The sequence below is a fragment of the Streptococcus mitis NCTC 12261 genome (assembly GCF_000148585.2).
GTDB classification, from domain to species: Bacteria; Bacillota; Bacilli; order Lactobacillales; family Streptococcaceae; genus Streptococcus; species Streptococcus mitis.
Genome location: NZ_CP028414.1, coordinates 571,385 through 594,686, shown reverse-complemented (window position 1 = coordinate 594,686; position 23,302 = coordinate 571,385). Strand labels below are relative to the sequence as shown.

Sequence of the window (23,302 nt, the reverse complement as noted above, 5' to 3'; positions counted from 1 at the left end):
AATAGAGAAACTGAAAGAGTTCATTTTTTTATTTTTCTAACAAGCTGAGCGCTTCAGCATCTGCAATGATGGTCACATCAGGGTGATTTTGGAGGCTACTTGCTGGTAGGTTCTCAGTCACTGGGCCAGACACTGTTCCTGCAATGGCTTCTGCTTTCGACTCACCATAAGCAAATAGAAGGATTGACTTGGCATCCAAGATATTTTTAATCCCCATTGAAATGGCTTGGGTTGGGACGTCTTCAATCTTGTCAAAGAAACGTGCGTTTGCTTCGATAGTAGACTTGTCAAGTTCTACAAGGTGAGTTTGACTGTCAAATGGAGTACCGGGTTCATTAAATCCGATATGTCCATTGCGACCGATTCCCAAGATTTGGAGGTCAACTGGATGGTCAGCCAAAATTTGGTTGTAGCGTTCAACTTCAGCTTCAGCATTGTCCTTAACTCCACGAGGTAAGAAACTTTCTTTAAATGGGTTTTTGGTTAAACAAGTTTTCTTGCATGAAGTAACGATAAGACTGTGGGTTGTCCCCATCAAGGCCTACATACTCATCAAGGTTGACACTGGTTAAATTTGAAAAATCAAGGTCACTCTCAACAATTTCCTTGTAAAATTCAAGTGGGCTACTTCCAGTCCCAAGTCCTAGGGTTTTAGCGCCGTTGGCCATTTTTTCCTTCAAAATCTCAAAAGCAACTTTTCCACCTTCGATTTGGTTTTCAACTTTAATAACTTTCATCTTTTTATCCTCCGTTTCAATCTATATTTATTATATGGTATAGACCAATTTTTGTCAAGTGAAAACGATTTAATTTTCAAAAAAAGAGCGACTATACTTGAAACATGTTATAATGGATAAGATTAGAACTTAGAAAGAATGAACAGATATATGAATACAGCTGATTTTGATTTCCACTTGCCTGAGGAATTGATTGCCCAAACGCCTCTTGAAAAACGGGACGCCTCTAAACTCCTCATCGTCAACCGTGAGACGGGAGAAATGCAGGATAAACACTTCCACTCTATTATTGTATATGCTGGAACCTGGCGATGCCCTTGTCATGAACGACACCCGAGTTCTCCCAGCCCGCCTCTATGGTCAAAAGGAAGAAACTGGAGGTCATGTGGAACTTCTCCTGCTCAAAAATACTGCTGGAGATGAGTGGGAAGTTCTGGCTAAACCTGCCAAACGCCTCAAGGTCGGTACTCGTGTCAGCTTTGGTGATGGCCGTCTCAGCGCTGTTGTTACGGAAGAATTGACTCACGGGGGCCGCATTGTCCGCTTTGAGTACCAAGGAATTTTCCTAGAAGTTTTGGAAAGTCTAGGAGAAATGCCTCTGCCACCTTATATCCACGAAAAATTGGATGACCGTGAACGCTATCAAACCGTCTACGCCAAGGAAAGTGGCTCTGCTGCAGCACCAACTGCTGGACTACACTTCACTAAAGAACTGCTGGCAGAAATCCAAGCTAAAGGTGTTCATCTAGTCTATCTGACTCTTCATGTCGGGCTTGGAACCTTTAGACCTGTTTCAGTCGACAATCTGGACGAACACGAAATGCACTCAGAATTCTACCAGCTTTCTGAGGAGGCTGCTGCCACCCTTCGATCTGTCAAGGAAAATAGTGGTCGCGTCATCGCTGTCGGAACCACTTCTATCCGCACCTTGGAAACTATTGGTTCCAAGTTTGATGGGCAAATCCAAGCAGATTCTGGCTGGACCAATATCTTTATCAAACCTGGGTATGAGTGGAAGGTCGTGGATGCCTTCTCAACCAACTTCCACCTTCCAAAATCAACTCTGGTCATGTTGGTTTCTGCCTTTGCAGGTCGCGAATTAGTCTTAGATGCCTACCACCATGCTATCCAAGAACACTACCGCTTCTTTAGTTTTGGCGATGCCATGTTTATCTATTAATTTCATAATGAAAAAACGCATATTATCAGGCATTATAAAAACTTGATAGTATGCGTTTTGCTATGGATAAAAATTGAGTTAATTTATTCTCAAGCTCGGATCTTTCAAGCTCTGAACACTGGCATTGATAACCGCGCCGACAATCAAAATCTTAGCGATGAGAATAAACCAGAACATCATGACCACCACGACGACGGAACTGAAAAAACGCACGTCTACTAGGCGATTGACATAATTGTTAATATAGACTGAAAAGATATTGAGCAGTAAGACCAGAGTCAGCATGACAAAGGCACTACCTGGTAATACAGAGCGAATTCGTAGGACCTTAACATTAGGCAGGAAGTAATAAAGCATGACCAAGATTGCAAAAATCAAGGCATAGACCAAGGGGCCTGTTAGGTCTTGCAGATAATCAAAGATAGGACTATCCGATTTCCAGTAGCTCTTGATAAGGTTGAGAAGCATGCGACCAAAGACACTGAGAAAGAGGGCTAAAGCAAAGAGAATCTGCAAGCCAAAACTGACAAACAAACTCATAAGCTGATGGGAAATCATTCCACGATTTTTAGCTACTCCGTAAGCTTTATTAAAGGCTTTCTGTAGGAAATTCATGGATTTTGAAAAGGTCCATAGAGCTGACAAAACCGCAAAACTCAATAAGCCTGTTGACGGTTGGGTCAGCACTTCTGTAATAATCTTTGCAACCACATCATACATGGTATCGGGCAAAAATTCATTGACAACCTTTAAAAAATTAGAAACTGGAATCCGAAAATAAGGGAGGATATTAACCACCACCAAAAGCAGGGGGAAAATCGAAATCAACCAATAGTAGGCTACTGCGACACTGGTCAACTCACTATCTGATGCTTGATAATAATGCAAAAAAGCTTTTAATAAGGGCTTATCTATCAGCTCTTTCCACCACTTTTTCATGTCACACTCCTTCACTTATAATCTTATACTCAATGAAAATCAAAGAGCAAACTAGGAAGCTAGCCGCAGGCTGTACTTGAGTACGGTAAGGCGACGCTGACGTGGTTTGAATTTGATTTTCGAAGAGTATTAACTAATTTCTTCTTACCAATTCCACCATATCATAAGGCAGGGTATTGGCAGCTTCCTTCAAGGAATAGTTCTCTAGGTTATTTACATTTTGTCGTAACTTCTTGGCATACTTGGTCGTAATCAATCGTTTTTCTTCGTATTCGAAAATCAACTTGCGCTCCAGATAATAGCCTCTCAGCATTTCATCGATATTGTTGGGTTTGACACGATTGATAACCCGTTCGACAAAGGCACCACTGGTGATAATAGCTGTTTCTCTGAGACGAGAATCCTGCATGAAACTGATCAAAGAACTCTTATAAACCCCTTTTAGGTTCTCCAGACTTTCGATAATCATCTCTGTATTTTCTAGATAGAGCTCTGCAATTTGATCATAGTCAAGGGCTCTGAGTTTCTGTGATTCTTCATTTTTCCAACTGCGGAAGGTCTTGCCAAAGGTAAAGACTTCGTGTAGGAGAAAACGTAAAATCCGCAAGGAAACAAGGAAATAATAGGTCAATCGTGACGCAAACTTACGATTGATACTTTGTTCCATGTTTTTCAAATAACGTTGGTAAACCCGATAAGCACGCTCACTCATCTTGCCTTCTTCGTAAGCCTGTTCTAAACCATCACTTTCAATACTGAGGATGAGAAGTTTTAAGCCCTCCCAGTCTTCTTGAGCCCCCTTATTTTCTTGACTCAGGATGAGATTTTCAATACGTCCATGATAATTGTCAATAGCCGCATAGAGAGGGAGCTTATTTCTGGTATCTTCCAACTCTTTTTCCAACTCTAGCGTTACTTCATTCAAAATGGCGATATGCATAAGATAGTCCTTGCTTTCTTCCTGTTCATCAGAAAGATGAGGCAAGACCACGAGGCCTGTTAAAAAGCTTACAAGAGTCACACCTGCGACAAGGAAAAGCAAGAGAGGATACTCCTGTTCTAGATTACTTGGTATCAGAAGGATCGTAGCAATCGACACCGTTCCCTTGACACCTGAGAAAGTCAAAAGAAGCATGTCCTTCATATACTTATTTAGTTTTTTCTTAAGGCGTCGGGTCCTATAAGCATAATAGCCATAAATCATGACAAAACGAATGGCAAAGAGGACAAAGGTAAGGGCTATAAGAGATACCAATAACAGTAAGGGATTATAGATTGGGTTGGTCAAGATAGGCTCTGCTATCATTTCCAACTCCATCCCTAAAATCACAAAGACAGAACCGTTCAGCATAAAGGTTACTGTATGCCAGACCGTCTCGGTCACCGTATCCACTTGGGCTTCAAGGAGCGTAATTTTCTTAAAACGGCTTGCCTTTAAAATCCCAGCAACTACAACGGCAATAATCCCTGAAACGTGGACTTCTTCTGCCAGGAAGAAGGTTACCAAGGGCAAACTCAATTCTAATAAAAGTTCGCTGGCAATATCCGTTGCTCGTACACTAAGTAAGAAACTATGGAGGAAACGGTTGGTCATGGCTGTTAAAAAGCCAATCAAAAAACCGCCTAGGATTGAAAAGATGAGCGAACTACTCGCTTGCCCAAGGGAAAAGGCCCCAGTTGTCCAAACTGTCAAAGCTACCTGAAAGGCAACCAAGCCAGAAGCATCATTCAAGAGTCCTTCACCCTTAAGGATATTGGACACGCGCTTAGGAAAGCTAAACCGCTCCGAAAGAGAGGCAAAGGCTACCAAGTCCGTAGGGCCAAGTGCCGCCCCAACAGCCAAGCAAGCCGCCAAGGGAAGACTGAGCCAAAGAAGATGGGACAAGCCACCCAAACTCAGGGTCGAGATGAAAATCACTGGAAATATGAGATAAACAATGATTCGCCAGTGTTTTAAAATAGCCGTAATATCTGCTTCCTCCGACTCTCGGAAAAGCAAGGGCCCGATAACCAGTGCCAAAAACAACTCCGTATTGAGGTGAAAGTCGGTATTGGGTAAAAAAAGACCAATCACGATTCCCAAAAGAATCTGCACCAAAGGGAGAGGCAAAAAGGGCAGGAGCTTATTGGTTGTACTTGAGACAATCAAGACCAGTAAAAATAGGATAAGGTAAATCAGTAATTCCACGGACTTCCTCCTTAATTTTTTTTACAACAGGATTCAAATATCTCCTTCTGCTCTTTGATTTTTTGATCAATCTTGGAACAATCCTTGTGCTCAATTTTTCTCTGGCACCGTTCCATCTCAAGAGCAACTAATTTTTTCTTGATTTTAAGCATTTTTTTGCTCATGTGTGCTTGGTCTAACACACCCACCGCTCGTTCGTGTTGGGTTGATTCAACAAAATTCTGGCGCATGGCATCCAGCTTTTCACGTAGGTATTGTTTATCCATGTCTATATCTCTCTAATTTTTCAATCATCACTAAAAACGGTGGGTTGTTGACTTGGTTCAGGGTTCGGTAAATGGCAGCTGTGTACTCTTGTTGGTTCAACTGGCTGACAAAATCCAAGACAGCATCCCTCTCTAGGTCGCCTCCTTTATGACCATAATAGATCATGATAGCAATCCGTCCACCTTTGACAAGCAAATGACACAGCTTTTCTAATGCTTCAATCGTTGTCTGAGGTTGGGTAATGACTGACTTATCAGCTGATGGCAAATAGCCCAGATTAAAAATCCCTGCCTTGGCTTCTGTCACAAACTGGTCCAGTGTCTCGTGACCTTGCAAGATTAACTGGGCATTTGTCATTCCAGCTTGGTCCAAACGCTCTTGGGTCTTTTCCAAGGCTTGCTCCTGAATATCAAAGGCATAGACTTGCTTAGCTAGTTTCGCTAAAAAAATCGTGTCATGACCATTACCCATGGTCGCATCCACTACGATATCCTCTTTTGTCACTACCTCAGCCAAAAAATCATGTGCCATCTCAAGTGGTCTTTTCATTTTCAAACTCCTGTTTTACAGCCTTGCATCCTTGAATACTTCCACGACGTCGCATCTCCATCTCAATGCTGTTGAGCACTTCCCACTTATTGAGGCTCCACATAGGCCCAATCAGCATATCTCTAGGTGCATCTCCTGTGATTCGATGGATGACGATATGCTTGGGAATGATTTCCAGTTGGTCACAGATGACCTTGACATATTCGTCCTGACTCATCAGTTGCAAACGTCCCTCGTGGTAGTCCCGTTGCATACGAGTATTGGTCATCAGGTGAAGCAAGTGCAGTTTAATCCCTTGAATATCGTTATCCGTGACACAACGGCGGACATTTTCAATCATCATCTCATGGGTTTCACCAGGAAGTCCGTTGATCAAATGAGAAACAATCTCAATCTTGGGATATTTTCTCAAACGCTTGACCGTCTCCACATACAACTCATAGGAGTGGGCACGGTTAATCAGGTCAGAGGTTGTTTCATAAGTGGTCTGCAAGCCCAATTCAACCGTCACATGCATGCGCTCCGATAATTCAGCCAAATATTCGATGGTTTCGTCTGGTAAACAGTCTGGGCGCGTTCCAATATTGATTCCCACCACACCTGGCTCGTTGATAGCCTGCTCATAGCGCTCTCGAATGACTTCCACCTTTTCATGGGTGTTGGTAAAATTTTGAAAATAAACCAGATACTTCTGCACATCTGGCCACTTGCGGTGCATAAAGTCAATTTCCTTATAAAATTGCTCTCGGATAGGCGCATCCGGTGCTACGATAGCATCTCCAGAACCTGAAACCGTACAAAAAGTACAGCCTCCATGAGCCACAGTTCCATCACGATTGGGACAGTCAAATCCCGCATCAATCGGGACTTTAAAGGTCTTTTCTCCAAAGAGTTTTCGATAATAATCATTCAAGGTGTTATAAGATTTCATAACTTTCATTATAACAAAAAACATCTACAATCTCAAAAGCCTGACTTTCCTATAAATTCCTCTGTTTCTCGTTTCCATTAGCGATTTTTTATGATACAATATGGGTATGATTTTAATGAAATTAGCATCTATTTTATTATTGATACTGACCCTAGTAGTCTGCATTATCATAACCAAACTTTTTAGATTAAAAAAACTAGGACGAAACTTTGCGGATTTGGCTTTTCCAGTCTTGGTATTTGAATATTACCTTATTACAGCTAAAACCTTTACCCATAATTTCCTCCCTAGACTGGGCCTAGCCCTCTCACTCTTAGCCATTATTCTCGTCTTTTTCTTCCTTCTGAAAAAACGCAGTTTTTACTATCCTAAATTCATCAAATTCTTCTGGCGTGCAGGATTCTTATTAACCCTTGTCATGTATATCGAGATGATTGTTGAATTGATGGCCCTCTAGCTGAATCTTATATGAGACATAAAAAATAAAGGATTTAACCCTTTTGACTTGGGTAAATCCTTTTTTCTTGTTTAAAAATCGTTTGAGCAGAGCGTTTCCAAGCGAGACTTCACTTGTCTCGCTTGGGAACACTGCACAGAATAAATCTTATGAGAAAGTTACATTCCTCAAATCAATCTTATCCGATCCACTCACCGTTTTCATTTACTTGATAACCATCCGGAGTTACTGTATTGACAGCAAGGGATCCATTTGCATCAACATAATACCATTTGTCTCCAACTTGGAACCATTGACTTGTCTTCATCGAACCTGATGCATCAACATAGTACCACTTACCATCTTGATCCAAAATCCACTCATTAGATGACATTGCACCTGATTGATTCAAGTAATACCATGCACCTGATTGATCTTTAATCCAGCCAGTTTCCATTTTTCCTGTTTGATCAAAGTAATACCAAGTATCTCCATCTTTGACCCAACCCTTAGCCAAGTCCCCATTTTGTTGACGATAATACCATTTACCATCTTCCTTGTTCCATCCAGGTTTTTTGCTTTCCTGAGTAGGAGCTTGTATCACAATGTTCGGAGCAACTGATAGATGATTTTTAAAATCTGAACTGTTACTTGTCACACCATTATTTGATGGATTTGGAATGACAATATTTGGATTCGGATTTGCTCCTGGTTTTTGTTCCGTAGGTTGACTGCTACCATTGTCTTGATGTCCACCCGCCGGCGTCTCAATGTTACTTGTTTTCTTCTTAGTACCTACCAACAGAATTCTATTTACAGGTTCTTCCAGAATCTCACGTGATTTTTCTTTATTCTTGCCATCAGTCGTTACTTCTGTATAGATACGTTCCTTACCAACTTTACCTTCTTGCAACAGGCGAACTTCTCCCTCAAACAGAGTATCGTCTTTTTGTTCAAGAGTTTGGAAGTTCAATTCTTTGTCTACCACTTCAAGACTAGGCAAGTCATATTGAGCAGGAGCTACAAGTTTTGCGTCTATCACTTTTTCCTTAGTCAATTTAATCCGGTATTCTTTGACATTCTTACCACTCTCTGATACCAGACGGACTAATACAGGAAGATTTTCATTTCCACTATCCACAATTGTAGATGTGACTTGATCTTTCCCTTCTACAGTGATTTTTGGACGTTCCCCTTTATAAATCAATTCATAGTCCAAACGATTTTCAGAGAAGTCAGGAAGCTCTTTACCATCTACTAAAATTCTTCCCTCTGTGCTCTCTTTTGCAAGCTCACTTGGTGCTCGGAAACTTAATTCAGTTAGTGCAACCCCATTTTTATCTGCTTTTCTGTCCATACGCCATCTCATAGCTTTGGTAGTCACAGCTTTAAAGGTCACATTGATCTCATTTCCAGCTTGAATTTCTTTGTCTGCGTAATAAGGAACAAGTTCCCAATTATCAGGGTTATTAAATGGATGATTTGATTCGTAGCTGTAGTTTGAATAGTAAACCGGAACATCAAAGTCAGGACCGATGTATCGTTCCAATACGAGTTTAGCTGGGGCATCTGTTCCACTATCTGCAAAGAAGTTTAGTTTAGCTTGTGAAACCTTTCTATCCACAATTTTACCATTCTTTTTAAAGATAACACCAACTGATACTTCTGGATTAGCAGATGGAGTAGCGGACCAGTTTGTCCAACGGTTGTCTTGATTTCGGTCATTATCATTTAAATAGTCTACACGGTCGTTCGAATTATCATCCAAATCATTAGTAGCTGAAGCAAAAGCCTGACTATGAGTAGCAAGATAATCTGGATTATCAGAAAGTGATCTACCGACCTTGTCCGTTACTCGAACAGATAATTCTACTGGGACCTCACTACCAACTACATGGCCTTTAATTGTATATTCCCCAGCTTTGTTTAAGGTAGAAGCAGGGACTTTTTCCCATTCAACTGCCAAATCTTTTACGTCATAACCGCTCTTACCTGCGAAATAAACTGGAACCTTATTTGGCAATTCCAAAGGTTGACCTAACTGCAACAATTGAGACTGTTTTGCAGAAGCAATTGGTTTACGAGCCAACAAATCTTTATCTTTTGTAAAGTGAAGGTTGTATTCTCCAAGAATATCGCCATTTTCTGCTTTCACAATAACACGGACAGGATCGCCCTCTTTCACGCTAGGAACCACTGTAGCAAGTCCATTATTTGTGATACTAGCTGTTACTTCTGGAATTTTTCCATCACTATAGTCTAAATAGTAATCTGTTAAGTCTGGATTAAAGTGAGGAAGATCTTTTCCAGCAACCTTAATGTTAGTAGTTGCCTCTTTAGCTGGTGCTACCTTTTTAGAGAAAACTTGTAATTCTGTAATGGATGTTCCAAGTTTATCATCAGCTCTTGTCATGCGAATACGTACCGCGTAGGTATCCACCTTATCAAAACTGAAATGATTCATTTCTCCAGCTTTTAACTGATCTGGAGCCTTAAGATTTGTGACTGGTTTCCAATTTTTACTGTCATTAAATACGTGGTTTTCACCCTCTACATAACCAGGATTCTTCGGTGCAGTTGGAGCTTTTTCACCAACATAATACTCAATGACGTAAGATTTTGGAGCACCTACACCGCTATCTTCATAAAATGCTACATTCAAGTTATCGACCGAACGTTTTGTCAAAATACCTGAATCTCCAAAGAGTACCCCTACTGAAGCTTCTTCAGAACGTTTCCAGTTTGACCAACGATTTGCAGGCTGATCACCGTAAGAAATCACTTTATCATTTACATTAGATACTGGGTCATAAGAATGAGAATCTGATGCAAAGGCAAGTGGTAATTCTGAACCTGTCCATTGATCTGAAATATTCTTCCCAATTTCTGTTTGACTCGATACACGAACATGTAATTTCGTTGTCAGTTGTGTTCCTTCTACATGGCCTGTTACAGTAAAGATTCCTTCTTTTGCATACTGGCTTGCATCAATAGTGTCCCAAGCCACCTTAGCTGAAGATACTTGGCCATTTGAATAATAAGTTCGGACACTTTCTGGCAAGGTTGGTGCCTCAGAAATTGGTGTTGTGATGCTCACATCTTCAACTTTTACAATTCCTTCTACTGATACTGTCGCACGAGCTTCTTGATTCAATCCTTCAACCTTACCAAGTACTTCAAAAGTATGATATTGATTTAATTTTTCAGATGGAATCGAATCCCAAACTACCTTATGAACTTTTGGAAATCCTTTATCGTACTCAACTGTTACTGTAGATGGAAGATTTGGTGTTTGGTGCAAATCTGTCACAAGGCTAACTGGGCGAATGGCCTGAACAACTTTATCTTCAGTATTTGCTGCGATCGTTAGAGGAAGTTCTCCTTTTGCACCTTCATATTGAGCTTGTAAAGTGAGACTACCCGGTTTATGCAACTCTAGCATTCCCTTATTAACAGAGACTCCTCCCTCGCCTTGGCTTGAGAAAGTCACCTTATCAGTTGGTAAAATAGCTTCAGTTCCATCCTGATAACGGGCTAAAACTGTCACTTTAACAGTTTGATCTTCTTTGAGGCTAGATACTTGATCCACTCTGAGACTCAAGCTTTCAATTTGTGGAGAATCAACAAGGAACTGAACAGCATAGGTTTGTAACTGTCCCCCGTCTTTAGGCTGAATGTAGATACTAGCACGCATTCCATTGGATTCATTTGCCTGAATCACGTTCACATCGGCATTTTCAGCACTAGCACTGACTTCTGGAATTTTTGCTCCATAAGAAAGTTTGTGATAATGTACAGGATGCTCTTTTGAAAGTTCCGTAACACTTTCACCACCTACTGCTATATTTGGTGTAACTTGAGACAATTCCTTACCATCATCAACTATCAAAGTAGCGTGGATGGTTCTATCTCCTAATTGGCTAGTCATCTGAATATGTGCCCCCGGAGTAGATAACTTCTCTTTATCTTCTGGTGAAATTTCCCAATTTTCAACTTCATAATTGTGAATACGACCATCTGTTGAAACAAGTGAAACAAGTTTATCCACAGAACTCAAGTCTGTTCCAGGTGTGATGCGTTTAACAGCTGGAAGTTCATTCGCAACTGTAAGTACTTCAACACGAGCCTCAACTTCACGTCCATCAGACATACCTTTTACAGTTACAATTCCAGCTTGACTGACATCTGCTTGAGACCAGGTTACAGGACGTTTTTCACGACTACCATCACTATATACAAATGGCACTGTCTGAGGCATTTTAAGTTTTTGTCCTAAAACTGTCCGAACTTTTGGTATTTCTGTTCCTAAAACAGTTTTTTCTGACTGGTCTGACTTACCTGTAAAAACTGTAACTTGATCTGATTTCAACAAGCCTGAATATGCTGTAAGGGTAAATTTACCTGCTTGATCAGTCGATTTAACAATCGCTACCCCTTTACCATTAAAGGCTCTACGAATCCAAGAACCATCTGCTTGTTCTTTATAACGTTCACGACTAGCTTGCTCACCATTATCCACACCAACCAGTTGACCTTGTCCATGAAGTTGGAAGTGAACTAGATTGTTAGCAGTTGGCACAACATTACCCTTGCTATCTACAATTTCGTAATAGATATAAGTCAAATCTTTTCCATCTGCAGCGATTGCATTTTCTTCCTTAACCAAACGGACACCTGCAGGTTCACCAGCAGTTACAATCTTATCACGAGCAATTTCCTTGCCAGACTCATCTCGAGCTACAGCTTCCAAAGTTCCCGGTTTATAAGCTACTTTCCACTCCAAGTATAGTTCTTGAGGATTTTCACCTTCTTGATATGTTCGACCGTCACTTGTTTGTTTTTTGTTGAATTTTTTAAGACCTAGTGACTCATTATTTAAGAACAACTCAACACTGGCAGCATTGGAATAAGCTCTAACTGGAATTCGATTTTCAGCGTCTGCAACATTATCTGCCAATTCAGTCTTTTCCCAGTTCCAGTGAGGAAGTAAATGAACCATTGGTTTTTTCTTGGCAGAAACCCACTGACTTTGGTAGAGATAATAGTCATTTTTTGGAATACCTGCGGTATCAACAATACCAAAGTAGGAACTTTTTACTGGTGTACTATTTTGATTGTGCCATGGTGTTGGTTCACCAATATAATCCGTACCGGTCCAAATGAATTGTCCAGCGTATCCTGGATGATCTCTATCGAAGGTCCATGATGCTGTAGCAGTTTTACCCCAACCAACACGATCATTACCATAATCGGATTGTTCGTAATTACGCCAATATTGGTTACTTCCTACCCACTCACTCTCTGGATGGAAATAACTTCCTCTTGTACGAGTTGCTGAAGATGTTTCTGAACCATAGATGAGCCATTTCGGATGTTTCGCATGAAGAGTTTGATAATTTTCTTCAGAGTAATTCAATCCAACTGCATCCAGTTCATCTGCAATCTTTTCATGGTCCCCAGTTCCATCTCCGAAACGGAATTTATCAGCTCCCATGGTTACATAACGTGTCTTATCAACAGATTTCACCACTTTGACCAAACGTTTGACAGTTACCAGTGAATGGGCTTTCCCATCTGCTTCACCGATTTCGTTACCAATAGACCACATAACAACAGCAGGATTGTTTTTATCTCTTTCTACCATTGTTCGAAGATCGTAGTCGGACCATTTTTCACCTTTTCTTGCTTCAGGGTGGGTAGCATCTTTTTCAAAGAAACGACCATAGTCGTATGGTTTCTTACCTCCATACCAAGTATCAAAAGCTTCTTCTTGAACAAGCAAACCGAGCTCAGCTGCAATCTGCAAGGTCTGAGGACTTGCTGGGTTGTGAGTCGTACGAATCGAATTCACTCCCATTTCCTTCATTTGTTTCAGACGACGATATTCTGCCTTATAGTTTTCTTCTGCTCCTAGCGCTCCATGATCATGGTGCAATGAAACACCGTGGAACTTGATGTGTTCACCATTTAAAGAGAACCCTTGGTCTGGAGTCCAGTTATAGTAGCGATAACCAAATAAATCTTTCTTTGCATCTACAAGCTGACCATCTTTGTAAACACGAGTTACCATCTCATATAAAGCAGGTTTGTCAGATGACACTGTCCACAATTTTGGTTTTTCAACCTCTAATGCTGAATCCAAATGAATGGTTTCCTTAGCTTTTAGAGTTTTACTCTCAGTTCGAACAAGTTCTGTAACTGCCTTACCACCTCGTTCAAAAATTTGATACTCTGCTACAATTTCATGGTCTTTATTATCTGTATTAACAATTTTACTGCTTACTTGGGTTTCAACTTTTCCTCCTTGTTGACTTTCTAGTTTTGGAGTTAGAATAGTTGTCCCATTCTTTTCAACATGAATCTTGTCTGTTACCTGCAATGATACGTCTCGATAGATACCACTTCCTGAATACCATCTACTACTTGGTTGCTTATTAACTGCATGAACAGAAATGACATTTTCTCGCCCATCTTTATGGAGATAGTTACTAATGTCATATGAAAATTGATTGTAACCATTTGGATAGTGACCAACTAGTTGGCCATTGACGAATACTTGTGAATCCATGTAAACACCATCAAAGGTTACACGAACATCTTTATTCAAGTCCTTTTCATCTAACTTAAAGGTTTTCCGATACCAGCCATCTCCACCATTCAATTGACCGCCTTCGTTTTGAGCTGGTGAATCATGGTCAAAATCAAAATGAATACTCCAGTCATGAGGAAGATCCATTTTTTTCCATGAAGAAATATCTGCGTCTGGTTTTACAGCTTCCTTTGCATTGGCATTTAGTTTAAAGTGCCAATTCTGGTTGAAGGAAATGTTTCTATCTTCAATTAACTTATCAACTACTTCATTCGTAGCAGATTTGAATTCTTGCTTATCTTTTGAAACAGAACGATCTTGTGATTCTGCTTTATTTGTTTCTTCAGATTTATTTTTATCTTCAGATTTATCCGTTACCTCAGTCTTATTTGTTTCTTCAAGCTTATTTCTATCCTCAGGCTTGTTCCTTTCTTCTGTTTTGTTTTCGACTTCAGCCTTACCTTCTTCTAAAGGAACTGATTGATTATTGGCAACTGAAACTAAAGGTTGATCTGCGTGAGGTTTTACTACTGCATCACTACCATCCGCATTTTCCTTTAGAGATACATTTTCAGCTTTAACAGGTTGCTCACTTGCTTTTTCAGTCGTAACACCTTCAGCTTTATGTTCACTTGAGAGTCCAGTAGTTTTCAGGTTTTCAGACTGGTGCTCAGTCCTATTTGTTAACACAATTTCTTCAGCATTTTCGTTGGCATATACCGAAGAAGATAGACTAACGCCTGCCCCTAATAATAGAGCACATGTCCCTATAAGCACCGAGCAAGCACCGACTGAAAATTTTCGAATACTATACACTCTTTTTTTGTTCCAATTACCTTTTTGCATGTAATCCTCCTTTTGGTAACCGCTTTCATTTTATCTGAGAGCAATCTACTTATTATAATTATCTTATAATACGATTTTATAACCAATAAAAAATTTGTCAATCGAATACAGATAAAAACAATGTTTTGGAATGTTTTTTATAAAAATTGGAGAGTTTTTAAAAAGTATTGAAGTAGAATTTATTATAATAAAAATGATTTCCGACTTTCTTTAAAATTTTAAGACGGAATAGTTTTTTATTATCCCAAACAGAAAAAATCTTTCTTAAAGATTTAAACATACAAAAAGAGCAAACGAATATTTCAGTTTTTTTCTGATTTCGTTAACTCTTAATTCTTAGTTTGATTTATTAATATTGGTTAAATTTATCCTATTCCTAGACGTTAATATCCAGATTTATCATTTCACATCGCTATTTGAAAAATCTTATTTTCCTTCTTTATCAGGAAAGATAAATCCAATACCAATGCAAGCCAGCACTCCCGCTCCAATTACCAAGCTACTTGAAATTGGTAAAAGGTCCAAAATTGCATTCGCAATGATAAAGGCAATAATCAAACACATCAAACTAGCCTTGTAGTCCTTTTTCAAAAGATTCTCTAGTGTGAAAAAGAGGAACAAGCCTACCGGAATGAGTGACCAGAGGTTGACATCCAAACTTGGCCATCCAACAGAACCAAAATACACTACTGTCGCTGCTGCTACTAAAAATACAATTCCCAATAATTTTTTCATTTTTATCTCCAATTTCTTTTTTAGGAACTTGAGTTATCTGATATCGATCCTTCATGTCCCTTACAAAAATCATTATAGCAGAGTCAGTTTCAAGAACAAGTGCTTTTGCCTATCTGGTCTCTATCTCGGTCTAAATGGTTCAATAATTAAAAAAAAGAAACCCAGTAGAATGAGTTTCTTCACTTTGCCGATTGCAGGGTTTGAACCTGTGACCTAGGCTTTACGAGTGCCTTGCTCTGCCAACTGATACTCAATGAAAATCAAAAAGCAAACTAGGAAACTAGCCGCAGGCTGTACTTGAGTACGGCAAGGCGACGTTGACGTGGTTTGAATTTGATTTTCGAAGAGTATGAGCTAAATCGGCTATTACACTTAAAGTATAGCACTCTAAGAATAGGTGTCAAGAATTTTTCATCTCTATTAGAAAAAGCCTGTCCTGAGACAAGGCTTTGGTATTCTATTATTTACGAACCTGCACTTTCGTAGGCATCCAAGCCCCTATCCCAAAGTTTAAGGGAAATGACAAAGAAAACCAGAGAAATCAACATCAAACCTCCGATGTTAAAGATTACATCCTTGTCCTGCAAGAAATAGCTGGCAGGATAGTAGGCCGTAAAGGCAAATGGCACGATAAAGCTAATCAACCATCGAAGGACTGAATTGTAAATGGAAATGGGATACTTGGCAAAATCATTAAACATATAAAAAATGTAAATCATTGCTCCTGACTGCTTGGTCCAAAAAGCGATGCTGGCTGTCGCTATCTTCAAGGAAGTATAAATCAAGGTCGCAAAAGGAATGCAGACTAGGAAAAGTAGGAATTTTGGAAGAGTCCAAGCAATGCTAGATACCGTTGTCGCTAGTAGGATCCCACCAACCAAGAGTTCTCCCAAGGCATCAATCTGAAAAGTCTCAACTAGAATATGAAAGAGAGGATTGATAGGACGTGTCAAATACTTGTCAAACTCCCCTTTTCGCACCAAGCGTTGTCCCAGTGCCCAGAGATTGTCAAAAAAGAGATGGTCCAGTCCCTTGGGAACCAAGGAAAATCCATAGATAAAAGCAATTTCTTGAAAAGTCCAACCTTCTAGGGATGGGATGTGTTGAAAGATGACATTGAGAAACAAGAGGTTCAAGCCTTGGGTCAGAAAAACTCCCAGAACACCAACTACAAAATCCACCTTGTATTCCATGATTTGCTTGATGTATTGTCTGATAAAAATCAGATGCATGCGTTGATATTTTTTCATACTAACCTCCCTGAATGGTAATGAATGACTGGACTCGTTTCCAAATCAACTGAGACAAGCCCACCATCACTAAGAGCCAGAAAAACTGCAAAGCGAGCGCCTGAAGAATCTGATTGGCATCGTATTTCCCAACGATAATCATGACCGGAGTGTAAATCAAGGATGAAAAAGGCAGAAAGGACAAAATATCTGATACCACCTTGGGAAAGAAAGCCAAGGGAATCAAACTTCCAGACATAAAGGCCACTATTGAAGTCTTAAGTAGGTTGGAACCCCAAAGATTTTTAAACACAAAGGCAGAAAATCCAAAGCAGATATTAAAGAAAAAGTTAATCAGATAGGCCAGCGTTAAGCTAAAAAGATAAAGGACAGTTAATCCCAGCACTTCTACAATCCCTTGCCCAGATACGATTTTCATCAAAACAATGACACTTAAAAATGGAAGGCCAACAGAGATAAAAATCAACCACTTGGAGCCAAGCTCTGTAAAAAGGTAAGATGCCGCAAAATGCACTGGTCTCAACAAGCGCATGATAATGGAGCCATCCTTGACCTCCTCCCCAATCATAAAGGAGCTATCAGATCTGGTCAAAAGATTGGTCACAAAACTCATAATGATGTAGAGGGTGATATCTGCCATACTAAAGCCCTGAATCAAGGACTCTTGCGAAGAATCAAAGACAGCCTTCCAGAGATAAAAGGCCACAAAAGCACCCATGACATCGCCGATCCGATAAAGAATAAAGTTGACTCGATAGGTAATCAACTCCTGAACGCCTGCATTGATAAAGGGTTTATAACGTCTCCACAATTTGACCATCTTAGAGCTCCTTTCGATAGAAGCGGCGGATAATATCTTCAATATCCGTATCCATCATCTTCAAATCTCGGACCTCAAAATCAGACAGGGTTTGCTTGATAATGTCAGCTGACTGGTAGCGGGAACTATCGAATTCAATGTTGAGACTATTCCCTTGTCTATCAATTGTCATATCCGAAAAGCCTTCATAGTGAGAAAGGAGATGACTTTGACCTGGTAGCAGTTCAAAAGAAAGAGTCTTCATCTTTCCAAAGGTTTCCTTGAGTTGGCTCACCGTTCCATCAAAAATCTCCTGCCCTTTGTCTATCATAAAAATCCGATCACAGAGTTGCTCAATGTCGCTCAGGTCGTGAGTGGTCAAGAGAATGGTGGTTTCTTCCTCCTGATTGATCTGAGTAATAGCCCGACGAATGTTGTCCTTGACCGAAACGTCCAAGCCAATGGTCGGCTCATCTAAAAAGAGAACTTTAGGATTGTGAAGCAAGGAAGCTGCAATATCCGCCCGCATCCGTTGTCCCAGCGAAAGAGTTCTCACGGGATCCTTGATAAAGTCCTTCAAATCCAAGACTTCATTCAAAAAGTCCATACGCTTATGAAAGAGCGAGTCTGGCACATCGTAAATCTCTTTTAAAACCGTGTAGGTCTCTTGCAGGGCCAAATCCCACCATAGCTGGGTGCGTTGTCCAAAAACAACCCCAATATCCTTGACATAATCTTGACGATTGTCCTGGGGAATCTTGCCGTTAATCCGACAAAAACCAGATGTCGGTTTTAAAATCCCTGTCAGCATTTTAATGGTTGTCGACTTCCCAGCACCATTAGCCCCGATAAATCCTAAAATTTGTCCTTTTGGGACCTCAAAGGTCAAATCCTTGACCGCTTCAAAGGTCTGCTTTTCAGGATGAATAAAGGAGCGCAAAGCCCCCTTCAAGCCCGGTTCCTTAACAGTCTTCACAAAATTTTTCTGAAGATGTTCCACTTCTATCATTGCCATATCTATCTCCCTATGTAAGGAATAGCACTTGTTTTTTGACTACAAATATTCTAAATCCTTACTTTCTACACCTTCTCAATATTATTACAGAAGTCTTTACACCAATCTATTATAGTCCAATAAAAACTAGAATGCAAGCGTTTGCTTAAAGTTTATGAAATTTGAGATTTCTCTCTTAAAGTGATATTTTTAGTCCAAAATTCTGATTTAATAGTCTCCTTAAAACACCAAAAAACCCACCCAATGGGTAGGTTTCATCTGTATTATTCAGCTAGATTAAGCTTTACCTTCTGAACCGAATACGTCGATACGTTCTTCAACTGATGCTTGGATAGCTTTTACACCGTCAGCCAAGAATTTACGTGGGTCGAAGAGTTTTTTCTTGTCGTATTCTGCTTCGTTTGCTTCGTAGTCACGAGCAAATTTACGAGTTGCGTTAGCGAATGCGATTTGGCATTCAGTGTTAACGTTAACTTTCGCAACACCAAGTTTGATAGCTGCTTGGATTTGCTCATCAGGAATACCTGATCCACCGTGCAATACGATTGGGAATCCTGGAACAGCTTCAGTCAATTTTTGCAAGTGATCAAGGTGAAGACCTTTCCAGTTTGCTGGGTAAGGACCGTGGATGTTACCGATACCAGCTGCCAAGAAGTCGATACCAGTTTCAACCATTGCTTTAGCGTCTTCGATTGGAGCCAATTCACCATCACCGATGATTCCGTCTTCTTCACCACCGATAGTACCAACTTCAGCTTCCACTGATACACCATTTGCATGAGCAAATTCTACAACTTTACGAGCTTTATCAAGGTTTTCTTCAACTGGAAGGTGTGAACCGTCAAACATAACTGAAGTATAACCAACTCGGATACACTCAAGTGCATCTTCGTAGTGACCGTGGTCAAGGTGGATAGCTACTGGTACAGTGATACCCATTGATTCAACAAGGTTAGCGATCAAGTTGCGAGCAACTTTGTAACCACCCATGTATTTAGCAGCACCCATTGAAGTTTGGATCAAAACTGGAGCTTTTTTAGCTTCTGCTGCGCGCAAGATAGCTTGAGTCCACTCAAGGTTGTTTGTGTTAAATCCACCAACTGCATAACCGTTGTCACGAGCTGCTTGGACAAATTTTTGTGCTGAAACGATTGCCATTTTATCAGGCCTCCTGTATAGTTTTATGGGTCATCCCATTTACATTGTTCATTTTATCACTTTTTGACAAAAAAATCTAGTTTTTCCCGCAGTTTCGATTGAATTTCTTCTAGCTTCATCTATGTAAACCCTTTCTCTCCCTAGTCTTAGGCGATTCTTGGAAAAGCTATGAAGAAGGTCAAACGATTCTCCTTCATCTCAAAACGATAAGGTAATTTTTCATGTTCCAATAGACTCTTGACCACAAAGAGCCCCATCCCAGAACCCTTGGCCTTGCGACTAGCATTATCAGAAAAAGACTGAGCCAGTTTTTCTTGTTCTTCAGGACTACAGCTATTCTCGATAAAAAGTTCCCCTTCTCTCTCTCCGATGCGGACCAAGCCGCCTGGAATGGAGTGCTTGATAGCATTGCTGATGAGATTAGACAGGATTAATTTCATCACAGATGGATTTAGATAAGCCTGCTGGTGGTTCAAACTATTGTCAATCTGAAGTTCTCTCTCCTTTGCTAGCAAAGAATAATCTTGAACTAGACTTTGCGTCATCTGGAGGAGATCTATTATTTCCCTATCATCTCGCAATTCCTGCACAGAAGAGAGAGAAAGTATCTGGAGAACGTGGTGATTGAGCTCATCCACAATTCCTAAGGCTACTCCCAGATAGCGGTCTCTATCCTTATAACGACCGATATTTTCTTTCATGTTTTCAATCAGGATTTTCAAACTAGCTAAGGGTGTTTTCAGTTCATGGGAAGCCCCTCGTAGGAATTCGACCTTCATCTTTTCCAGCTGGAGAATAGCTTCATTCTTGTCATGCAAGTCCGCAATGACAGTCAAAAGATGCTGGTAGAGGCTATTGATTTGTTCCTTGAGATCACCAATCTCATCCCTAGAATCCACGTGCAATCGCACTTGGGCATCCAGTTCCATCATTCTACGAGTTACTCGCTTGATTTCCAAAATCGGGGCAACAATGGTCCGAGCATAGATATAGGCTACCAAAAGGGAAATCAGAAAGGATGCCAGCAAGGTATAGGGAAGAAACTGGAGACTGATTTGCTCTGCTTCCTTTTGCAAATCCATGGACGCTAAAAACTGGAGAGTCATGGTACCACCGTCCTGCGTTTTCACCTCGCGCTCCTCGATAAAAAGAGAGGTTGTCTGGCGATCTGTATCCAGAGGAAGGCTGTCCTTTACTTCTAACTTGTCCTCGGTCATCTCGCCCTTGACGGTCCCCTTGATATCACTAGTCTGAGAATACAAGTCTAAGACTTGCTCGATATTCTGCCTATCCTTACCTTCTAGGGACTGGGCAATGGCTGTCGCTTTCTGACCAATGGTTTCCTGACGATGACTCAGATAAGTCGAAGGAAAAAGAAAATAAATAGCCAAATGAAGGCAGATAACCAGAACACTAAATATCGAGAAGGTATAGATAAATATCTTTGTAAATAAACCTGTTCGTTTCATTTTCGCTCCAATTTATAACCAACATTGCGCACAGTGAGGATGCAATCCAAGTCTAGCTTTTTCCGCAGTTCCTTGATATAAACATCAATGACACGGTCAAAGGGAACCTCATCTGTCGCTTTCCATACGGCATCAATAATCTGAGATCGTGTCAAGGCCCTTCCTTCATTTTTAACCAAATAATCAAGAATTTCCAACTCTTTAGCATTAACAGCCACTTCCTCTCCTGCTAGGCTTGCACTGTAGCTTTCAAAGTCCACCTTGGTATCCTTATAAGAGAAGATTCGTCCCGTATCATAATAGCGCTTGAAAATCGCGTCCACCCTTACTTTTAAGAGGGATAGAGAAAAAGGTTTTTCCAGATAGCCATCTGCCAGAGAGGCAAAGGCACTCATCTTGTATTCCTCATCCTGAAAGGCTGTTAACATCAAGACAGGGACTTGGCTGGTTTTGCGAATCTCAGCTAGCACTTCCAGACCATTGAGCTTAGGCATCTGGATATCCAGTAAAACCAAGGCTACTTCATAGCTGGAAAATTTTTCTAAAGCTTCTTGCCCATCTGCAGCCTCAATGGTTTCATAACCACAATCCGTCAAATAATCACTGATCCCCTCACGGATCATCTCTTCATCTTCTACAATTAAAATTTTCATAGAAAAAACGTTTCACATTCCTTTAAATTTCTTGTAAATCATCTCAAGTTCATCCTGAAAGAAAGAGGCCTTATCAAGATAAAATAGATAAAAATGCTACCTATATTATACCCCATTTAGAGGAGATTAGGTAGCAAGTTTGTTATTCGCTATCCAGCAGAAGCTCTTTTGGTTGTTTTCTAAGGAGATTGCTTGAAGCAAACGCCATAACGAGAACCACTAGAACCAAGGCAAGGACAAAGACGATGATAAAGTCTGATGTCTGAATGGAAATATCTAGGCTCGACAAGGTCTTACTAAAGCCATCTACTTCTGCACCACCACCAAGGTTAGAGGCTTGAGCAGCCTTGCTAGCTTGCTTGGCAACACCTGAAGTGACATTGGTAAGAACAGTATTTCCGATTGCACGCGCTGTGTAAGTAGCTAAGAAGTATGCAGAAACAAGAGCAGGGATGGCAATCAAGATGGATTCAGTGATGAATTGACCCAAGATACTTGCCTGCTTGAGACCGATAGAGAGGAGAATACCCACTTCCTTGCGACGGGCATTGATCCAAAGGCTGAGTAAGAGGGCAAGGAGAAGAACTGAGAAGCTCAAGCTACCCCAGAAGAGGAGATTGGCCATCTTGTACATACCAGAAATGGATTGCTCAAGAGCTGGGTAGTTAGAGGAGCTCTTAACTAAAGTATAGCTCTTCCAGTTGATACCACTGATGCCATTCAACTCTTTCATAACATCATCCAAGTTCTTGTCCGCTGTTACAAAGAAGGTTGCGTCCCCATAAATAGCTGTGTCTTCTGTGTATCCATAAAGTTTTGCAGCAGTGTGAATGTCTGTGATAGCTGTATTTTCATAGAGTTCTTGTGAGTAGGTTACTGCCGATTTATTGTGACCATCAAAGAGTCCCTTGATTGTCACTTCGACTGTTTCCTTGGCTCCTTTTTCATTGTCTGCATCGTAGATATTAGAGTCTAGTTTGACCTTGTCTCCTACTTTCCAGCCGTGTTTGGCTGCCAAGTCCTTGTGCAGGAGGATCTTGTCCTTGTCGTCGTTTGTTAGGTGTTCACCTTCGACCAGCTTATAAGAACCAGAGACAAACTTGTCTTCTTTAGAGGAGTCATTGACACCTGTAATCATCAAGCTACTTCCAAAATGTTTAGCACGGTCAGGTGTCAGATTTTTCTTAGTTTCTGGCGTTTCGATGAGTTCATAGCCAGTCAAATCTCCGATAGCGTTGATGCGTTTCACATAAGACTCAATGGCCTTGTTTTCGGTGATTTTTTTGATATCTTCACCCTTGATATTCCCAGCACCACGTGGCGTTCCTTGATTGACGCGACGATTGATTTGCATGGAGAAGCTGTTGGTGATATTTTTAAAGGTCTCCTGAGAAGCCTTGGCAGTAGCTCCCTTGATTGACAAGCCAACCAAACTCAAGCTCGCCATGAGGAGAATAATCAGGAAGATGACAATCGATTTGAAAAACTTCCTTGTAACATAGGCAAATGCGTTGTGTAACATAGATTCCCTTTCTAGAATTTGTTCTATTTTATAGTTCTA

Annotated in this window: 15 protein-coding genes and 2 pseudogenes; 2 read left to right on the top strand and 15 right to left on the bottom strand. The window is 40.5% G+C overall.

The window, feature by feature from the left end:
- Positions 1-28: 28 nt before the first annotated feature.
- Positions 29-737: pseudogene (locus SM12261_RS03240) on the bottom strand (glucosamine-6-phosphate deaminase).
- A gap of 150 nt (positions 738-887) precedes the next feature.
- Between SM12261_RS03240 and queA the strand changes: the two are divergent.
- Positions 888-1,917: pseudogene (gene queA / locus SM12261_RS03235) on the top strand (tRNA preQ1(34) S-adenosylmethionine ribosyltransferase-isomerase QueA).
- Between the two features lie 78 nt (positions 1,918-1,995).
- Here the strand turns inward: queA and SM12261_RS03230 are convergent.
- The 5 genes from SM12261_RS03230 to mnmL form a co-directional block, all read right to left on the bottom strand.
- Positions 1,996-2,856, bottom strand: coding sequence for a YihY/virulence factor BrkB family protein (locus SM12261_RS03230; protein ID WP_078228296.1), 861 nt, complete (start codon positions 2,854-2,856; stop codon positions 1,996-1,998).
- 133 nt (positions 2,857-2,989) lie between these two features.
- The gene (locus SM12261_RS03220; RefSeq protein ID WP_000421669.1) at positions 2,990-5,044 is read right to left on the bottom strand and encodes a cation:proton antiporter; all 2,055 of its coding nucleotides are present in this window, start codon (positions 5,042-5,044) and stop codon (positions 2,990-2,992) included.
- A gap of 11 nt (positions 5,045-5,055) precedes the next feature.
- Positions 5,056-5,310 carry a hypothetical protein gene (locus tag SM12261_RS03215; RefSeq protein ID WP_000361091.1) on the bottom strand — a complete coding sequence of 85 codons (255 nt, stop codon included), beginning with the start codon at positions 5,308-5,310 and terminating at the stop codon, positions 5,056-5,058.
- A complete protein-coding gene (gene mnmM / locus SM12261_RS03210) occupies positions 5,303-5,860 on the bottom strand; it encodes a tRNA 5-(aminomethyl)-2-thiouridylate-methyltransferase MnmM (protein ID WP_000828409.1) in 558 nt (185 codons plus the stop codon). The genes SM12261_RS03215 and mnmM overlap by 8 nt, the downstream gene beginning before the upstream one ends.
- The gene (gene mnmL, locus SM12261_RS03205) at positions 5,844-6,800 is read right to left on the bottom strand and encodes a tRNA modification radical SAM protein MnmL/YtqA (RefSeq protein ID WP_025169734.1); all 957 of its coding nucleotides are present in this window, start codon (positions 6,798-6,800) and stop codon (positions 5,844-5,846) included. The genes mnmM and mnmL overlap by 17 nt, the downstream gene beginning before the upstream one ends.
- A 91-nt stretch (positions 6,801-6,891) precedes the next feature.
- Here mnmL and SM12261_RS03200 point away from each other — a divergent pair, with 91 nt between their 5' ends.
- On the top strand, positions 6,892-7,248 hold the full coding sequence (locus SM12261_RS03200) for a DUF3397 family protein (protein WP_000525400.1): 357 nt from the start codon (positions 6,892-6,894) through the stop codon (positions 7,246-7,248).
- 178 nt (positions 7,249-7,426) lie between these two features.
- On the opposite strand, the gene SM12261_RS03195 is transcribed toward SM12261_RS03200, so the two are convergent.
- From SM12261_RS03195 to vex3, 9 genes are all read right to left on the bottom strand, one after another.
- Positions 7,427-14,662 carry an Ig-like domain-containing protein gene (locus tag SM12261_RS03195; protein ID WP_001169031.1) on the bottom strand — a complete coding sequence of 2,412 codons (7,236 nt, stop codon included), beginning with the start codon at positions 14,660-14,662 and terminating at the stop codon, positions 7,427-7,429.
- Positions 14,663-15,088: 426 nt separating this feature from the next.
- Positions 15,089-15,397: a hypothetical protein gene (locus SM12261_RS03190; protein ID WP_000734654.1), complete on the bottom strand. Its 309-nt coding sequence runs from the start codon at positions 15,395-15,397 to the stop codon at positions 15,089-15,091.
- Positions 15,398-15,861: 464 nt separating this feature from the next.
- Complete coding sequence (locus SM12261_RS03180) at positions 15,862-16,647, bottom strand: ABC transporter permease (RefSeq protein ID WP_000760744.1); 786 nt, start codon at positions 16,645-16,647, stop codon at positions 15,862-15,864.
- A 1-nt stretch (position 16,648) separates the two neighbouring features.
- The gene (locus SM12261_RS03175) at positions 16,649-17,467 is read right to left on the bottom strand and encodes an ABC transporter permease (protein WP_000240169.1); all 819 of its coding nucleotides are present in this window, start codon (positions 17,465-17,467) and stop codon (positions 16,649-16,651) included.
- Position 17,468: 1 nt separating this feature from the next.
- A complete protein-coding gene (locus SM12261_RS03170; RefSeq protein WP_001240788.1) occupies positions 17,469-18,461 on the bottom strand; it encodes an ABC transporter ATP-binding protein in 993 nt (330 codons plus the stop codon).
- A gap of 276 nt (positions 18,462-18,737) precedes the next feature.
- Complete coding sequence (locus tag SM12261_RS03165; RefSeq protein WP_001019008.1) at positions 18,738-19,619, bottom strand: class II fructose-bisphosphate aldolase; 882 nt, start codon at positions 19,617-19,619, stop codon at positions 18,738-18,740.
- Between the two features lie 146 nt (positions 19,620-19,765).
- A complete protein-coding gene (gene vncS, locus SM12261_RS03160) occupies positions 19,766-21,088 on the bottom strand; it encodes a sensor histidine kinase VncS (RefSeq protein WP_000831364.1) in 1,323 nt (440 codons plus the stop codon).
- Positions 21,085-21,741, bottom strand: coding sequence for a response regulator transcription factor VncR (gene vncR / locus SM12261_RS03155; protein ID WP_000697939.1), 657 nt, complete (start codon positions 21,739-21,741; stop codon positions 21,085-21,087). The genes vncS and vncR overlap by 4 nt, the downstream gene beginning before the upstream one ends.
- Before the next feature lie 142 nt (positions 21,742-21,883).
- Entirely contained in the window at positions 21,884-23,263 is a 1,380-nt protein-coding gene (vex3, locus tag SM12261_RS03150) for an ABC transporter permease subunit Vex3 (protein WP_000902997.1), read from the bottom strand.
- Positions 23,264-23,302: the final 39 nt, after the last annotated feature.

Excerpts from the sequence above, each read along its gene's own strand:
- SM12261_RS03230 (WP_078228296.1), bottom strand. The coding sequence starts at position 2,856 with ATGAAAAAGTGGTGGAAAGAGCTGATAGATAAGCCCTTATTAAAAGCT.
- SM12261_RS03215 (WP_000361091.1), bottom strand. The coding sequence starts at position 5,310 with ATGGATAAACAATACCTACGTGAAAAGCTGGATGCCATGCGCCAGAAT.
- mnmM (WP_000828409.1), bottom strand. The coding sequence starts at position 5,860 with ATGAAAAGACCACTTGAGATGGCACATGATTTTTTGGCTGAGGTAGTG.
- mnmL (WP_025169734.1), bottom strand. The coding sequence starts at position 6,800 with ATGAAAGTTATGAAATCTTATAACACCTTGAATGATTATTATCGAAAA.
- SM12261_RS03200 (WP_000525400.1), top strand. The coding sequence starts at position 6,892 with ATGGGTATGATTTTAATGAAATTAGCATCTATTTTATTATTGATACTG.
- SM12261_RS03195 (WP_001169031.1), bottom strand. The coding sequence starts at position 14,662 with ATGCAAAAAGGTAATTGGAACAAAAAAAGAGTGTATAGTATTCGAAAA.
- SM12261_RS03190 (WP_000734654.1), bottom strand. The coding sequence starts at position 15,397 with ATGAAAAAATTATTGGGAATTGTATTTTTAGTAGCAGCAGCGACAGTA.
- SM12261_RS03180 (WP_000760744.1), bottom strand. The coding sequence starts at position 16,647 with ATGAAAAAATATCAACGCATGCATCTGATTTTTATCAGACAATACATC.
- SM12261_RS03175 (WP_000240169.1), bottom strand. The coding sequence starts at position 17,467 with ATGGTCAAATTGTGGAGACGTTATAAACCCTTTATCAATGCAGGCGTT.
- SM12261_RS03170 (WP_001240788.1), bottom strand. The coding sequence starts at position 18,461 with ATGGCAATGATAGAAGTGGAACATCTTCAGAAAAATTTTGTGAAGACT.
- SM12261_RS03165 (WP_001019008.1), bottom strand. The coding sequence starts at position 19,619 with ATGGCAATCGTTTCAGCACAAAAATTTGTCCAAGCAGCTCGTGACAAC.
- vncS (WP_000831364.1), bottom strand. The coding sequence starts at position 21,088 with ATGAAACGAACAGGTTTATTTACAAAGATATTTATCTATACCTTCTCG.
- vncR (WP_000697939.1), bottom strand. The coding sequence starts at position 21,741 with ATGAAAATTTTAATTGTAGAAGATGAAGAGATGATCCGTGAGGGGATC.
- vex3 (WP_000902997.1), bottom strand. The coding sequence starts at position 23,263 with ATGTTACACAACGCATTTGCCTATGTTACAAGGAAGTTTTTCAAATCG.